The sequence below is a fragment of the Pseudoponticoccus marisrubri genome (assembly GCF_001482405.1).
Classification (GTDB): domain Bacteria; phylum Pseudomonadota; class Alphaproteobacteria; order Rhodobacterales; family Rhodobacteraceae; genus Pseudoponticoccus; species Pseudoponticoccus marisrubri.
This window is the reverse complement of record NZ_LPXO01000002.1, coordinates 121,393-134,908: the sequence shown is the minus strand read 5'-3', so window position 1 is coordinate 134,908 and position 13,516 is coordinate 121,393. Positions and strand designations below refer to the sequence as shown.

13 protein-coding genes are annotated in these 13,516 nt (G+C 68.4%); 5 read left to right on the top strand and 8 right to left on the bottom strand.

Going from position 1 to position 13,516, the window contains the following annotated elements; all coding sequences use genetic code 11:
• Nucleotides 1–16: 16 nt before the first annotated feature.
• From AVJ23_RS04385 to rpsF, 6 genes are all read right to left on the bottom strand, one after another.
• Nucleotides 17–2,317: a hypothetical protein gene (locus AVJ23_RS04385; RefSeq protein WP_058860942.1), complete on the bottom strand. Its 2,301-nt coding sequence runs from the start codon at nt 2,315–2,317 to the stop codon at nt 17–19.
• Between the two features lies 1 nt (nt 2,318).
• Nucleotides 2,319–4,124 (bottom strand): hypothetical protein, encoded by a 1,806-nt coding sequence (locus tag AVJ23_RS04380; RefSeq protein WP_157772610.1) that lies wholly within the window; start codon nt 4,122–4,124, stop codon nt 2,319–2,321.
• A gap of 167 nt (nt 4,125–4,291) precedes the next feature.
• On the bottom strand, nt 4,292–6,172 hold the full coding sequence (locus AVJ23_RS04375; protein ID WP_058860940.1) for a PhoX family protein: 1,881 nt from the start codon (nt 6,170–6,172) through the stop codon (nt 4,292–4,294).
• A gap of 224 nt (nt 6,173–6,396) precedes the next feature.
• Nucleotides 6,397–7,029, bottom strand: a complete 633-nt coding sequence (rplI, locus tag AVJ23_RS04370) for a 50S ribosomal protein L9 (protein WP_058860939.1) — start codon at nt 7,027–7,029, stop codon at nt 6,397–6,399.
• Nucleotides 7,030–7,041: 12 nt separating this feature from the next.
• On the bottom strand, nt 7,042–7,269 hold the full coding sequence (rpsR, locus tag AVJ23_RS04365; RefSeq protein WP_058860938.1) for a 30S ribosomal protein S18: 228 nt from the start codon (nt 7,267–7,269) through the stop codon (nt 7,042–7,044).
• A 24-nt stretch (nt 7,270–7,293) separates the two neighbouring features.
• Entirely contained in the window at nt 7,294–7,656 is a 363-nt protein-coding gene (rpsF, locus tag AVJ23_RS04360; RefSeq protein WP_058860937.1) for a 30S ribosomal protein S6, read from the bottom strand.
• 244 nt (nt 7,657–7,900) lie between these two features.
• Here rpsF and AVJ23_RS04355 point away from each other — a divergent pair, with 244 nt between their 5' ends.
• The 5 genes from AVJ23_RS04355 to AVJ23_RS04335 all read left to right on the top strand — a co-directional run bounded on the left by AVJ23_RS04355 (nt 7,901) and on the right by AVJ23_RS04335 (nt 11,363).
• Nucleotides 7,901–8,164, top strand: coding sequence for a hypothetical protein (locus tag AVJ23_RS04355; protein ID WP_058860936.1), 264 nt, complete (start codon nt 7,901–7,903; stop codon nt 8,162–8,164).
• 84 nt (nt 8,165–8,248) lie between these two features.
• Nucleotides 8,249–9,190 carry an ACP S-malonyltransferase gene (fabD, locus tag AVJ23_RS04350; protein ID WP_058860935.1) on the top strand — a complete coding sequence of 314 codons (942 nt, stop codon included), beginning with the start codon at nt 8,249–8,251 and terminating at the stop codon, nt 9,188–9,190.
• 75 nt (nt 9,191–9,265) lie between these two features.
• A complete protein-coding gene (gene fabG, locus AVJ23_RS04345; RefSeq protein ID WP_058860934.1) occupies nt 9,266–10,003 on the top strand; it encodes a 3-oxoacyl-[acyl-carrier-protein] reductase in 738 nt (245 codons plus the stop codon).
• Nucleotides 10,004–10,223: 220 nt separating this feature from the next.
• Nucleotides 10,224–10,457 carry an acyl carrier protein gene (locus AVJ23_RS04340; RefSeq protein ID WP_058860933.1) on the top strand — a complete coding sequence of 78 codons (234 nt, stop codon included), beginning with the start codon at nt 10,224–10,226 and terminating at the stop codon, nt 10,455–10,457.
• 162 nt (nt 10,458–10,619) lie between these two features.
• Nucleotides 10,620–11,363 carry a 1-(5-phosphoribosyl)-5-[(5-phosphoribosylamino)methylideneamino]imidazole-4-carboxamide isomerase gene (locus tag AVJ23_RS04335; protein WP_058860932.1) on the top strand — a complete coding sequence of 248 codons (744 nt, stop codon included), beginning with the start codon at nt 10,620–10,622 and terminating at the stop codon, nt 11,361–11,363.
• Nucleotides 11,364–11,596: 233 nt separating this feature from the next.
• Here the strand turns inward: AVJ23_RS04335 and AVJ23_RS04330 are convergent, their stop codons facing one another.
• Both AVJ23_RS04330 and mazG read right to left on the bottom strand, forming a co-directional pair.
• Entirely contained in the window at nt 11,597–12,601 is a 1,005-nt protein-coding gene (locus AVJ23_RS04330; protein ID WP_058860931.1) for a Fe(3+) ABC transporter substrate-binding protein, read from the bottom strand.
• 73 nt (nt 12,602–12,674) lie between these two features.
• Entirely contained in the window at nt 12,675–13,490 is an 816-nt protein-coding gene (gene mazG, locus AVJ23_RS04325; protein ID WP_058861256.1) for a nucleoside triphosphate pyrophosphohydrolase, read from the bottom strand.
• Nucleotides 13,491–13,516: the final 26 nt, after the last annotated feature.

The window sequence follows — 13,516 nt, the reverse complement described above, 5'->3', positions numbered from 1 at the left end:
GATCAAACCGGGCGTGTCAGCGGAACAGCCGCTCCGGCAGGCCGTGCCGCTCGGCCCAGCTGATCCAGGCCACGTCGGTCGGGCCCACCACCCATTCCACCGCCTGCCACTGCCGCCCGTCATGGCGCATGAGCACCATGACGATGTCGCTCATCATGTCGCGGTCCCAGTCGCGGGCATAGTTGGTTTTGCGCCAGTCGATCGGCGTGCCATCGGGGTTGCGCGGCGTGGCTTGCAGGAAGGCCCAGTGCCCGTCCGAGTTCAGCCGGTCCACGACGAAGATCACCCGCTGCCCGATCGCCATCAGCATCGGCTTGCGCGCGGCATCCATCAGAGCGGCGCGCTCGGGCGTGCCGCGCTGCGGCGTGTAGAGCTGCCCGAGCGCAGGCTCCGACGGGGTGCTCTGCGGCGGCGGTTGCGGCACGGCGCTGCGCGTGGTCGGCTGCGGCACCGGGACGGGGGCGGTCTGGACTTGCGGCGGCGGGCCGAAGCTGGCGGCCATATGGGTGACCACCGCCTCGAACTCGGCCGCGCGGGACGGGGGATAGCCGATCTCGAGCACGCGGACCATGCCGTCGCTGTCGCGCAGCACCCGACGCAGGACCATCTCTCCGCCCATCAGGCCGCGCAGCGTGTAGGCGCCGCTCTCGACACGTTCGGAGTGCAGCTTAGAGAAATAGCCGCGGTCGCGCGCCAGCAGCGTGTCGAGCCCGGGGGCCTGCACCTCGTAGCCCGCGAAGACCGCAAAGCGCGCCTGCCCGTCGACCGACAGGAAACTGCGCCCGTCCCCCGAGGCCGGGGGCGGATCGGCCGCGAAATAGCTGCCCGGGTAGGACAGCGAGAAGCCGTAGCGCGCGTTGCGGTAGAGCGTGTAGCCGCCGGGCTGCGGGTCGAACCGGTCCGTGCCGAAGCTGGGCGGGGCGAGCGTGTCGACACCGGTCGTGGCTTCCGGGGCGGCTTGGGTCGCGGTCTGCGGGGCCGTTTGGTCCGGGGCGGCTTGGGTTGCCGTCTCGTTCGGTGCAGAGGGGGCCTGTCCGGCCGCGGGCGCGGTCTCCCGTGGGGCGCTGGAGGCGTCGGAAAGCTTGCCGCACGGCGCGGCGTCCGGCGGCAGGGCAATGCGCAGCCCCATCAACACGGTGCGGTAGGCCGGGTCGTCGCGAAAGCCCTCGGGCCCCTCGAAGAGCATGACCAGCGGTGCGCCCGGGCCCGGGCAGCTGTCCCACAGGGTCAGCTCGCCGCCCGCGACGGGGTAGTCGCGCGCCGGTGCGCCGCCCTGCCAGCTGGGGATGCCCTCCGCGTCGGGCTGGCGGCGGTCGAGTGCGGCCAGCGCTGCAGCGCCGCGGAGGAAACTCACTTTCCCGCTGCCATCCGCGGCCGCCAGCACCGCCCGCGTCCCGGCCTCGACCCAGGACCAGCCGGGCAGGGCGGGAACCGTGACCATCCCGTCAAAGGCGCTGCGGGTCTTGGTGACGGGCCGCGCGGCCGGTTCGGGCGCCGCAGGCTCCTCGGTCCTCGGCGCGGGCAGGCGCAGCGAGGCCAGGACCTGCGCGCGCACCTCATCAGAGGGCACATCGCCGCCGCCCACCGCGCCGAAGGCCAGCGTCAGCGGCACGTCATCGGGGCCGAAGCGCCGCTCGGAGATGTAGAGGCGCATGACCATCGCCATGCCTTCATTTTCGCCGTCGATGCTGGCCCAGGAGAAGGCCGCGCCGGCGATCTCGACAGCGCCCTTGTCGCGCAGGGTCATGCCTTCCTGCACGGTGCCGATCTCGGCGGTGGCGAACTCCTGCAGGAAGCGATCCGTCTTCATCGACCCGGTTACGGCAACAAGGATCAGGCTGCCCTTGGGGGCGCGGCTGGCGGGATCGAGCAGGGCAATGCCCAGCTGATCCTCGTCCTGTTCCATGACGCGCCAGCCGGGGGGCAGGGCAAATTCCACGCCATGCAGCGCGTGCCGGGTCCAGCCCGCAGGCGGCTCGACCGGGGCGATGCCGGCCTGTTGCGGGGCCGCATCCTGGTCGACCGTGGTGGGATCGACGGGCTGCGCGCGGGCCACGTCCTCGGCCGTGATGCCGAATTCCGGCCAGCCCGCATCGCCGGCGTCGTCGGTCGTTTCGGCTTGCAGCGCCGCTTCGGGGATCGGGCGGTCGGGCAGCGCCTCTTCCGAGACGGGGCCAAGCAGGCTTTCCAGCACCGGCGCGGGGCCCGGGGCCAGCCACGCCTCGGCCTCGGCGGCCAGCATGTCGATGCTCTGGGCCGTGCCGGGCAGGGCCCAGATCAGGGCAAGGGCGGTCGCGAAAGGCAGGTTGCGTGACATCTCAGTTCCCTCCCTGCGGGATCATCAGCCGGTTCTGCTCCAGCGCGCCGCTGTCGAGCCCGGGCAGCCCGCGCCGCATCCCCTCGCGCAGCGCCTCGTTGGCCATGGCGCCGGTATCGCCGCCATAGGGGTGATAGGCGAACCCGTCGCCCATGTCGGCAAACACCCCGTCATAGCTGACCGTGCCGCGGTTCGAGCAGCGCATCTGAAGGATGTCGTTGGCGCGCAGTCGCTCGCGCTGGTGCACGAAGGTGCAGCTGCCCTGCATCATCCGGTCGCCCGAGAACATGGTCATCTCGCAATCCTTGATGACGGCCAGCGCCGTGTCGCGCGGCGCGCCCAGGTGCAGCTGCGTGTCGTAGAGCCAGACCGCCGGCGCGGCCGAGAGCCATCTTTGCGCCTGCCCGTCATAGCGCCCGACCACGACCTGACCGCCGGGCAGCTGCGCCGCGTCGAGCTGCTGCTCGGCCGGCGTCGACAGGCGCAGGGCACGGGTCGAGAGCGGCTCGCGCGCAAGGCTGAGCCGGGTCAGCCAGCACAGGCGGGAGTCCTCACGCAGCGTCATGCGCGAGACAAGCGGGGTGCGCGGCTCTCCGAAGATCGCCGCCGCGCGGTCGCCCATGACGCTGAGCGGTGCGCTCAGCACCGTGCCCTGGCCCGTCTCCAGCAGGATCTGCCGCGGCAGCCCGGCCTTCATCCAGGCAAAGCGCGTGAACTCCAGCGTGAAGCTGCCATCGGCGCCCAGCGGCCCGCCCCAGTCGGTGCCATCGGCCCCGGGCAGGCGCAGCGTGGCGCCCGGCATGTCCCAGGCCGTAACCTCCAGCGTGATCGTGCGGTTCATCTCGGGCTTCAGCTCGGCATTCATCTGCTGCACCAGCAGGTGCAATTGCCGTTCACGCGCGCGCTTCGCGATGGACGGCAGGACCGAGCGCGCGATCCAGGCCGACAGGCGCGCCTTGTGCTCGGCCCGCAGCCCGTCGAGGATCGTCCGGCTGAGCCCACTGCCGCCGCCGGCCAGCCGCGTCGCCTCGTCATGCAGGGCGACCTTGTCCAGCGTGACCCGCGCCACGTAGGCGTCCAGCTCGGCCTCGAGCGTTGCGGCAAAGGGGTTGATCCCGGCCGCGCGGTCCTCGCCCGGTGCGGGGGTGCTGCGCAGGTAGATGTCCCAGACGATGCGGTGCCAGTCCGCCGCGCTGCGCGCGAGGTCGCGATCCTCGCGGAAGGTGCGTTTCACCGCCTCGCGCCAGCGATCCTCGTAGATCTCGCGCCCGCCCGAGGCGACCTCGCGCAGCGTCACGTCGAAGATGAAGAGCGTGGTGGCCGAGGTCTGCAACGCGCTCCAGCCGTATTTCGAGATCGCGAAACCGACCATGCCCTTGTAGGCATTGATCGCGGCGCTGTCGGGCTTGCCCTGGGCCAGGTCATTGGCCACCAGCACCCCGGTGAAGACCACGCCGGCATAGGTCATGATGGAATTGATCCCGCCAAGCGCGGCGATCCCGCCCACGTTCTCGGCCAGCGTGCCCACGGCGCCCGCGCCGCCGAACCCGTCCCCGAAAAGCGTCAATCCGGCCTCCAGCGCCGCCTGTGTGGCCGCCGCGCCCTGCCGGTCCGAGATTTCGCCCGCCAGGGCCAGCACATCGGTATCGCCGGCGCGCAGGGGCAGCGCATCAGGGGCCAGCCGGTAGGCCACGACCCGCTCGCCCGGGCCCGCGCCCTCGGTCACGGTCTCGATCGGGCCTGCGCCGGCCGCGCCGGCGAGGACGCCGAAGGTGAGGGACAACAACTGGGTACGAAGTGATCGCATCGGGGGCCTCTCTGCTGGACACCCCCGAATCCTATCCCCCATGCCCTGCGCCGGGCCGTGACCTCGATCAAACCGCACGTGCGTGCACGCCCGGCACAAGGCTCTGCACGAAGAAAGCCGCGCCCGGGGTCCGGGCGCGGCCTTTGTCGTTGCGTCCGGCGTGCAGGTCAGCCGACGGTTGCGCCGTCCTCGCGCCACACGGCGATGATCGAGGAGCGCGGCTTGCCTTCGCCGTCGGGCCAGGAGCCGCCGGGGTGCTGGATGCCGACGAAGGCGGTCTTGCGGTCGGCCGACCAGCACAGGCCGGTCACTTCGCAGCCATAAGGGCCGGTCATGAAGCGGGCGATCTCGCCGGTCTCGGTGTTGCCGGCCAGCATCTGGTTGTTGCCCTGGCCCTCGAACTCGCCCTCGTTGGAGTAGTTGCCGTCGGTCTGGATCCACAGCGTGCCCTTGCTGTCGAAGACCATTCCATCGGGCGAGTTGAACATGTTGCCGGGCGTGACATTGTCCGAGCCGGCATAGGCATTGTCATAGACCGTCGGGTTGCCGGCCATGACGTAGAGATCCCAGGTGAAGCCCGTGGCGCCGTGGTCCTCGCCTTCGGGGCGCCAGCGCACGATCTGGCCGAAATTGTTGGTCTCGCGCGGGTTGGGGCCGCCGACCGGGGTCTCGTCACCGCCGGCATTGGGCTTGACGCCACGGTTCTTGTTGTTGGTCAGCGCGCAATAGGCCTCGGGTTTGAGCGGGTTCACGGCGATCCATTCGGGGCGGTCCATGGTGGTGGCGCCCAGCTTGGAGCCGGCCATGCGGGCGTGGACCAGCATGTCGGCCATCTCCATGCCGGTGCTCTCGGGCGTCAGGGCCAGCCACTCGCCGGTCTGGTCGTCGTGGAACTTTGCCACGTAGAGCGTGCCGTCCGACAGCAGACCGTCGGTCGGCTGACCTTCGGCCCAGGTGCCGTTCGAGACGTATTTGTACATGAACTCGCCACGCTCGTCGTCGCCCATGTAGACCACCACGCGGCCGTCGGCGGCCTGGGTCATGGCGGCGTTCTCGTGCTTGAAACGGCCCAGGGCGGTGTGCTTGACCGGCGTGCTGTCGGGGTTGGACGGGTCGATCTCGACGATCCAGCCGTGGCGGTGCGGCTCGTTCGGCTCTTTCGAGATGTCGAAGCGCGCATCGAATTTCTCGTAGGCATAGCGGCCTTCGCCGCCGATGCCGTAGCGCGAGAAGCCGTCGGTCTCAACCGCGGCGCCGGTGGTGCCGAAGTAGCCGTTGAAGTTCTCCTCACAGGTCAGGTAGGTGCCCCAGAGCGTCTTGCCCGAGCCACAGTTGTTCAGCGTGCCCAGCGGCGACAGGCCCTCGGGGTCGGCATTGGTCTGCACCAGCGTCGAACCGGCGGCGGGGCCGTCCATGGTCATCGGCGTGTTGTGGTGGATGCGACGGTTCAGCGGGCTGTCCTTGACCACCTCGTAGCCGTTGCCTGTATCGGCCACTTCCATGACGCTGACGCCCTGGAAGTTCTGCAGCATGCGCACCTCGTCGGCACTCTTCGGCGTGCCTTCGCTGTCGGCGGGCAGGTTGATCTTGGGGTTCACGTATTCCGAGTTCACGGCGATGACCTGGCGGCCGTCCACCTCGAACAGTTCCATGCCGTCGGTGTTCTCGCCAAAGACCTTGTCGGACATCTCGACCGAGACGCCGGTCTCGGGCGAATAGGCGCCCTCGGCCTCGGAGAAGAGCGCATCGCCCCAGCGCACCAGCGGCTTCCACTGGTAGCCTTCGGGCAGGTGGATGTCGTAATCCGTGGCAATGTCGATCGGTTCGAAATCGAAGGCGGCGGCCTGCGCGCGGGCCGAGCTGGCCGAGCCGAACATGCCTGCGCCGAACACGGCCGCGCCCGAGCCGAAGGCCAGCGCGCCACCCAGGAAGCCGCGGCGCGAGATGGCGCGTTCCACGACGGCGTCGAAATCGCTTTCCGCCGGGCGCGGGTCGCGCAGCTCGTCGAAATCGTCCCAGGACAGGTCGGTGATGTCGGTTTTCTTCATGGCTGGCCTCACATGTCAGCTTGCATCTGTCTTGCGCGTCGGCGCCGCCGGGGCCCGTCGCGCGTGACGCCGTCTGTGACGCAGGCACGTAACCGCCATGTGACGCTATGCCGAAGCTTTTGTGGCGATCGGGCGCCGGGCGCAGATCCTGAAGGCGGCCACGAAAAAAACCGCGCCGGGCAGGGCCGGCGCGGTTTGCATCAGGTCCGTCGGAGACGGGTCGGTCAGTCGGCGTCGCGCGGATCTTCCGAGCCTTCCTCGGCCCGGGGGGCCGGGGCGGGCTGATCGTCGTCGTCCATGCCGGCTGCGCCGATATCGTCGAACAGCTGGCTGACCTCGAATTCGGCCTGGGCCTCTTCCTCGGCGGCCAGGTCCTGGATCGACTTGCCCGATTCCTGCAGCTCGGCCTCTTCGGGCGAGCGGGCGACGTTCAGCGTGACCAGGCACATCACCTCGGGGTGCAGGTGCACCTCGATCTCGTGCAGGCCCAGCTCCTTGATCGGCTGACGGATCAGGATCTGCTTGCGGTCGATCGAGAAGCCGGCCTCGGTCGCGACATTGGCCGCGTCACGGGTGGTGACCGAGCCGTAGAGGTTGCCGCCGTCCGACGCCTGGCGAATCACGATGAACCGCTCGCCGTCCAGCTTGGCGGCCAGCGCCTCGGCCTCTTTCTTGGACTCGAGGTTGCGTGCCTCAAGCTGCGCCTTCTGCTCTTCGAAGGCGGCGATGTTTTCCTTGGACGCGGTCAGCGCCTTGCCCTGCAGCAGCAGGTAGTTGCGCGCGAAGCCGGGCTTGACGTCGACCACGTCGCCCATCTGGCCCAGCTTGGCCACGCGTTCCAGCAGAATGACTTGCATGTGCCTGTCTCCTTACTTCACGGCATAGGGCAGCAGGGCGAGGAAACGGGCGCGCTTGATCGCACGGGCCAGTTCACGCTGCTTCTTGGAGGACACGGCGGTGATGCGCGAGGGCACGATCTTGCCGCGCTCGGATACGTAGCGCTGCAGCAGGCGGGTGTCCTTGTAGTCGATCTTGGGGGCATTGTCTCCCGAGAAGGGGCAGACCTTGCGGCGGCGGAAAAACGGTTTTGCAGCCATGGTTTAACTCCTCTGTCTTCGGGATCAGTCGCGCGACCGGCGCTCGCGGCGGCCGTCGCGCTCGTCTTTCTTCTGCATCTGGATCGAGGGGCCTTCCTCGTGCGCATCGACCTTGATGGTCAGAACGCGCATCACGTCGTCATGCAGGCGCATCAGGCGTTCCATCTCCTGCACGGCCGAGGCGGGCGCGTCGGTGCGCAGGAAGGCATAGTGGCCCTTGCGGTTCTTGTTGATCTTGAACGCCATGGTCTTGACGCCCCAGTACTCGCTGTCGACCAGCTTGCCGCCATTGTCGGTGAGAACGGCAGTGAAGTGCTCGACCAGGCCCTCGGCCTGCGCGTTGGACAGGTCCTGACGCGAGATGAAAACATGCTCGTAAAGCGGCATGCGAACTCCATTTGTGTCACGGCGCATTTCAAAGGGTCGGGTCTCGGGCCTTCCGCCCCGGCCCACGAGAGACTGCGCGATTGCATATTTCCGCGGAAGGTCCGCGCGGTATACACGGATCTCGCGCCGACGCAAGGCCGCGCGGCATGCCCGCCGGGCGGGCACCGCATCGCCCGGAAGCCGCCGCATTTCCGTCGCCTTCGCGCGCGAGCCTGCGGGACAGGACAGGCGGAGGGCACATGATATGAGCACAGGCGAGATCGCGATCACGGGCACGGGCATGGCCGGGGACGACATCACCGCGCGGGCGGTGCTGCGGCTGGGACTGGCCGTGCTGGGGGGCGGGCTGATGCTTTCGGCGCTCGGCATCTGGCTGGTGGGCGACGCCCAAGGGGGTCCGGGCCTCGCGCTGGTCAAGCTGGGCGTGTCGCTCTTCATGATGATGGCGGGTCTGTGTTGCGTGTCGCTGTCGCGCAGACCGCGGGGCCGCGCGCGGCGCGCAGGCTGAGGCGCGGCCAGACCGTTGCGCGCGCCGGCCGGGCCTTGTAGGGCTGTGCGGCAACGACACGGTGCAGAGGCGAGGAGGCCAGACATGAGCCGCGCATTCATCTTCCCGGGGCAGGGCGCCCAGACCATCGGCATGGGACGTGACCTGGCCGAAGCCTACCCCGCCGCCCGCGCGGTGTTCGACGAGGTGGACGAAGCGCTTGGCGAGAAACTGTCGACGCTGATCTGGGAGGGCGAGGCCGAGACGCTGACCCTGACCGAGAACGCCCAGCCCGCGCTGATGGCCACCTCGATCGCGGCGCTGCGCGCGCTCGAGGCCGAGGGGGTCAAGGTGACCGATGCGGCCTTTGTCGCCGGGCACAGCCTGGGCGAGTATTCCGCGCTGACCGCCGCGGGCAGCCTCAGCCTCGCCGATGCGGCACGGCTCCTGCGCGCGCGCGGCCGGGCCATGCAGGCGGCGGTGCCGGTGGGCGAGGGCGCCATGGCCGCCGTGCTGGGTCTCGACCTGGACGCGGTGCGCCAGGTCGCCGCCGACGCCGCGCAGGGCCAGATCTGCGCCGCGGCCAATGACAACGATCCGGCCCAGGTGGTGATCTCGGGGCACAAGGCGGCGGTGGAACGTGCGGTGGCACTGGCCAAGGCGGCCGGGGCCAAGCGGGCCATGCTGCTGCCGGTCAGCGCACCGTTCCACTGCGCGCTGATGGCCCCGGCCGCCGACGCCATGGAAGAGGAGCTGGCCCGGGTCACCATCGCCGCGCCCGCCGTGCCGGTGGTCGCCAATGTGCGCGCCGAGGCGGTCAGCGATCCCGACACGATCCGCGCCCTGCTGGTCGAGCAGATCTGCGGCGCGGTGCGCTGGCGGGAATCCGTGGCCTGGATGGCCGCACAGGACGTGGACAGCTTCTGGGAAATCGGCGCCGGCAAGGCCCTGTCGGGCATGGTGCGCCGCATCCACAAGCCGGCCACCGTGCGCAATATCGGCGCCCCGGCCGACGTGACCGGCGCGGTGGACAGCCTGAACGGCTGAGCCGCGCCCAAATTTCTTGCAAGAAATTTGCAAGTTCCATCCATGGAATTTGCGCCAGCGACAAGGAAGACGAGAATGTTCGACCTGACGGGAAAATCGGCCCTGATCACCGGCGCCTCGGGCGGCATCGGCGGGGCCATTGCCCATGCCCTGCACGGGGCGGGTGCCACGGTGGGGCTGTCGGGCACCCGCGAGGCGCCCCTGGCGGCCCTGGCCGAGGAACTGGGCGACCGCGCCCACGTGCTGCCCTGCAACCTCTCCGATGCCGAGGCGGTGACCGCACTGCCCAAGCAGGCGGCCGAGGCGCTCGGCAGCGTCGATATCCTGGTCAACAATGCCGGGATCACCCGCGACAACCTCTTCATGCGCATGTCGGACGAGGAATGGCAGTCGGTGCTGGACGTCAATCTCTCGGCCACGTTCCGCCTGTGCAAGGGCGTGCTGCGCGGCATGATGAAGGCCCGCTGGGGGCGGATCGTGAATATCTCCTCGGTGGTCGGCGCGACCGGCAATCCCGGGCAGGGCAACTATGCCGCCGCCAAGGCCGGCATGGTCGGCATGTCGAAATCGCTGGCCTACGAGGTTGCCAGCCGCGGCATCACCGTGAACGCCGTGGCGCCGGGCTTCATCGAGACCGCCATGACCGAGAAGCTGACCGACGACCAGAAGGCCGGGATCCTCGGCCAGATCCCGACCGGCCGCATGGGCACGCCCGCCGAAATCGGCGCCGCGGTGCTCTACCTGTCCAGCCCCGAGGCGGCCTACGTGACCGGCACGGTGCTGCATGTAAATGGCGGCATGGCCATGCTTTGAAGGGTTTCGGCGCCCTGCTGCAGAGCGGCGTGGGAAAGCGTTTGCCATCCCGGTTGCCTGTGCTATAGGCGCCTCCAGATTTGGACGGACGCGGGGTGGCGGACCGGCCATGGCCCGGTTCTGCCGGGAGATCGAGCCGCCCGCAAGGGCAACAGATGCCACGCCAAGGGGCAGGGCGAATCGGGCAACAGGCCCGCTTGTACTATGTGAGGACGAGAACATGAGCGACATCGCAGATCGCGTGAAGAAGATTGTGGTCGAGCACCTGAGCGTCGACGAGGACAAGGTGACCGAGAGCGCCTCGTTCATCGACGATCTCGGCGCGGACAGCCTCGACACCGTGGAACTGGTCATGGCCTTCGAGGAAGAATTCGGCATCGAGATCCCGGACGACGCTGCCGAGACCATCCAGACCTTCGGCGACGCGGTCAAGTTCATCTCCGACGCCCAGTAAGCCTAAAGGCCCGGGACCGGCCCGGCCCCCGACGGCGCCCGTCAAGGGCGCCGTCCTGCGTATCAGAAGGCCGCGTATGGCGCGCCATGCGTCGCGCCTGTACTGCGCGAAACAGCCCCGACCATGCTACACTGCTCCCAAGCTTGTGCCGGGGAGGGTGTCATGCAGGTCATTCCGACAATCGAGTTGCTGAACGGGCGCTGCGTCACGCTGCGCGGCGGGGATTTCGACGCGCCCACCTTGTGGCACGTGGATCCGGTGGCCACGGCGCGCGGCTTCGTCGCGGCCGGCGCGACCCGGTTGCAGGTGACCGACCTCGACGCCATGCAGGGGCGCCACGACAATGACGCTCTGATCACCGAGATCATCCGCGCGGTCGGTGTCCCGGTGCAAGTCGCCGGCGGCATCCGCGCCCGCGAGCGCGCCGAGTTCTGGATCGCGCAAGGTGCGGCGCAAGTTGTCGTGGGCAGCCTCGCCGTGACCGCCCCCGACATGGTACGCGCGCTGGCGAAGTACCGACCTGACATGGTGCTGCTGAACTTCGACATCCGCGACGGCTGGCTGGCCCCGATTGGCCGCCAGATGGATACCGTGCTCGACCCCAGCGCCGTGCTCGAAAGCTTTGCCCAGGCGCCCCTCGCCGGTGTGATCGTGACCGATCACGATGCCGATGCCGCCGGGGTCGAGAAACATCTCGGCGTGATCACCGGGCTGGCGGCGCAGACCCGCCACCTCGTGTTCGCCAGCGGCCTTGTCGACACGCTCGATGACTTCTCGCGCCTGCGCTACGTGCCGAATATCGCGGGTGCCATCGTCGGGCGCGCCTTGATGCGCAAGACCTTCACGCTCGAACAGGCGCTGGATGTCGCACGCCCGCAGCCCGAAGAGACTGCCGAGTTCCTGTGAGACAGTCCGGCGTGGGCCCCGCTCGCCGTCCCGAAAGACATTGATCAGACGGAGCGCGGGTTGGAGCCGTTGCAAGTGAGTATTTGGAGAAAGATGAAAGGGCAGGAGAACCCTCGCGTCTTTCATCTTTCCAAAAATACTCGACACTCCCTGACCGTGCCGATGCGCGACGCGGGGGGATGGTTGAAGCGGCCGGCACGCGGGCGCGCGCCGACCGTGTGTTCCGTCAGGGCTCAGCCGTCGAAATCCACCTCTTCGACCAGGCGCAGCGCGTCGGCGCGGTAGCTTGCCAGGGTCATCAGGTTGACGTCGTCAGCCGTGTAATCGCCCCAGCTCTGCACGAGGTCGATCGCCTCGGTGCCCGGCGCGATCGGGTACTCGTAATTGGCTGCGGCGTAGATTTCCTGGGCTTCGGGCGAGACAAGGAATTCCATCATCTTCATGGCGTTTTCCTTGTTCGGGGCCGAGGCGGTCATGGCCACGCCCGAGATGTTCACATGGGTGCCGCCGTTCTCGAAGGTCGGGAACACGATGTCCACCGCATTGGCCCATTCCTGCTGTTCCTCGTCCTCCAGCATCTTGCCCATGTAATAGGTGTTGCCGAGGCTGATGTCGCATTCGCCGGCCCAGATCGCCTTGACCTGCGCGCGGTCATTGCCCTGCGGCTTGCGTGCGAGGTTGGACTTCACGCCTTCCAGCCAGGCCTTGGCCTCTTCCTCGCCGTGGTGGTGGATCATCGCGGCGACCAAGGCCAGCGTGTAGACATGGGTGCCCGAGCGGGTGCAGATCCGGCCCTCCCACTTGGGATCGGCGAGATCCTCGTAGGTGGTGATCTCGGACGGGTCGACGCGGTCCTTGGAGGCATAGACGATGCGGGCGCGGGTGGTCAGGCCCCACCAATGGCCGTCGGGATCATGGTACTGGGCGGGCACGTTCTCACGCAGCGCGTCGCTTTCCACCGGCTGGGTCACACCGGCCTCGACCGCCGAGGCGAGCCGCGAGATGTCGACGGTGAAGATCAGGTCGGCGGGCGAGCGGGCGCCTTCGGCCTTCAGCCGTTCCACCATGCCCTTGTCGAGGAAGGAGACATTGACCTCGATCCCGGTCTCCTCGGTGAAGGCGTCGGTCAGCGGCGCGATCAGCTCGGGCTGGCGGTAGGAGTAGAGATTGACCTCGTCGGCTGAAGCCGGGGCGGCCACGGCCAGCGCGGTGAGCGCGGTGGTCATGCGTGCGAACATGGATGTCCTCCTGCGGTTTGTTTCCGCGGGTGCTTAAATCCAAGAAAAATACTCAGGTCAATAGCTGAGTATTTTATTTGGCTTTTTCTTTCGCCTTCGCCGCGTCCCAGAGCGCGTCCATCTCGGCCAGGTTGCTGTCCTCGGGGCGGCGGCCCTGTTCGGCCAGCGCCTGCTCGATATGCCCAAAGCGGCGGGTGAACTTGGAATTCGCAGCGCGCAGAGCGGCTTCGGGGTCGATCTTGAGGTGTCGCGCGAGGTTGGCCATCACGAAGAGCAGGTCGCCGAACTCCTCGAACCGGGCATTGGCATCGGGGCTCTGGCGCAGCTCGTCCATCTCTTCGGCCAGCTTGTCCATGACCTCGTCGGTGCTTGGCCAGTCGAAGCCGACCCGTGCGGCGCGGTTCTGCAGCTTGACCGCGCGCAAAAGCGCCGGCAGGCCGAGCGCCACGCCGTCCAGCACGCCCGTCTCGGCCTTGGCGGCGCGTTCCTCCGCCTTGATCGCCTCCCAGTCGCGGGTCTGCTGCTCGGCGGACTTGTTGCGCGACTGGTCGCCGAAGACATGCGGGTGGCGGGCGACCATCTTGTCCGACATGGTGTCGGCCACCTCGTCGAAGGTGAACAGCCCGCGTTCGGCCGCCATCTGCGCGTGAAAGACCGACTGAAAAAGCAGGTCGCCCAGCTCGCCCTTCAGCTCGTCCCAGGCCTTGCGCTCGATCGCGTCGGCCACCTCGTAGGCCTCCTCGATCGTGTAGGGCGCGATGGTGCCGAAATCCTGTTCCAGGTCCCAGGGACAGCCGGTTTGTGGATCGCGCAGGCGGCGCATGATCTCGATCAGGCGGGGCATGCCGCCCTTGGGGTCGTGGACGAGGTCGTCGGAACTGTCGCGCATGATCATCTCCGTGCTGTTGGCGCAGG

Bases quoted from the DNA above. Each gene is read 5' to 3' on its own strand.
- AVJ23_RS04385 (WP_058860942.1), bottom strand. From the start codon at position 2,317: ATGTCACGCAACCTGCCTTTCGCGACCGCCCTTGCCCTGATCTGGGCC.
- AVJ23_RS04380 (WP_157772610.1), bottom strand. From the start codon at position 4,124: ATGCGATCACTTCGTACCCAGTTGTTGTCCCTCACCTTCGGCGTCCTC.
- AVJ23_RS04375 (WP_058860940.1), bottom strand. From the start codon at position 6,172: ATGAAGAAAACCGACATCACCGACCTGTCCTGGGACGATTTCGACGAG.
- rplI (WP_058860939.1), bottom strand. From the start codon at position 7,029: ATGCAAGTCATTCTGCTGGAACGCGTGGCCAAGCTGGGCCAGATGGGC.
- rpsR (WP_058860938.1), bottom strand. From the start codon at position 7,269: ATGGCTGCAAAACCGTTTTTCCGCCGCCGCAAGGTCTGCCCCTTCTCG.
- rpsF (WP_058860937.1), bottom strand. From the start codon at position 7,656: ATGCCGCTTTACGAGCATGTTTTCATCTCGCGTCAGGACCTGTCCAAC.
- AVJ23_RS04355 (WP_058860936.1), top strand. From the start codon at position 7,901: ATGAGCACAGGCGAGATCGCGATCACGGGCACGGGCATGGCCGGGGAC.
- fabD (WP_058860935.1), top strand. From the start codon at position 8,249: ATGAGCCGCGCATTCATCTTCCCGGGGCAGGGCGCCCAGACCATCGGC.
- fabG (WP_058860934.1), top strand. From the start codon at position 9,266: ATGTTCGACCTGACGGGAAAATCGGCCCTGATCACCGGCGCCTCGGGC.
- AVJ23_RS04340 (WP_058860933.1), top strand. From the start codon at position 10,224: ATGAGCGACATCGCAGATCGCGTGAAGAAGATTGTGGTCGAGCACCTG.
- AVJ23_RS04335 (WP_058860932.1), top strand. From the start codon at position 10,620: ATGCAGGTCATTCCGACAATCGAGTTGCTGAACGGGCGCTGCGTCACG.
- AVJ23_RS04330 (WP_058860931.1), bottom strand. From the start codon at position 12,601: ATGTTCGCACGCATGACCACCGCGCTCACCGCGCTGGCCGTGGCCGCC.
- mazG (WP_058861256.1), bottom strand. From the start codon at position 13,490: ATGCGCGACAGTTCCGACGACCTCGTCCACGACCCCAAGGGCGGCATG.